This is a genomic window from Paenibacillus thailandensis (assembly GCF_042685365.1).
GTDB classification, from domain to species: Bacteria; Bacillota; Bacilli; order Paenibacillales; family Paenibacillaceae; genus Paenibacillus_AP; species Paenibacillus_AP thailandensis.
Window position 1 is genome coordinate 1 of record NZ_JBHUMY010000050.1, and the last position, 508, is coordinate 508.

Below are 508 nucleotides of genomic sequence, written 5' to 3' on the forward strand. Positions count from 1 at the left end.
AACCTATCAACCTCGTCGTCTACAAGGGGTCTTACATACTGGGAAATCTCATCTTGAGGGGGGCTTCACGCTTAGATGCTTTCAGCGCTTATCCCGTCCGTACATAGCTACCCAGCGGTGCTCCTGGCGGAACAACTGGTACACCAGCGGTACGTCCATCCCGGTCCTCTCGTACTAAGGACAGCTCCTCTCAAATTTCCTACGCCCACGACAGATAGGGACCGAACTGTCTCACGACGTTCTGAACCCAGCTCGCGTACCGCTTTAATGGGCGAACAGCCCAACCCTTGGGACCTACTTCAGCCCCAGGATGCGATGAGCCGACATCGAGGTGCCAAACCTCCCCGTCGATGTGGACTCTTGGGGGAGATAAGCCTGTTATCCCCAGGGTAGCTTTTATCCGTTGAGCGATGGCCCTTCCATGCGGTACCACCGGATCACTAAGCCCGACTTTCGTCCCTGCTCGACTTGTAGGTCTCGCAGTCAAGCTCCCTTATGCCTTTGCACT

At 55.7% G+C, this 508-nt stretch carries 1 rRNA gene; it reads right to left on the bottom strand.

Features of this window, described 5'->3' with window-relative positions:
- A 23S ribosomal RNA gene (locus tag ACFSW5_RS26105) occupies positions 1 to 508 on the bottom strand; the annotation flags it as partial.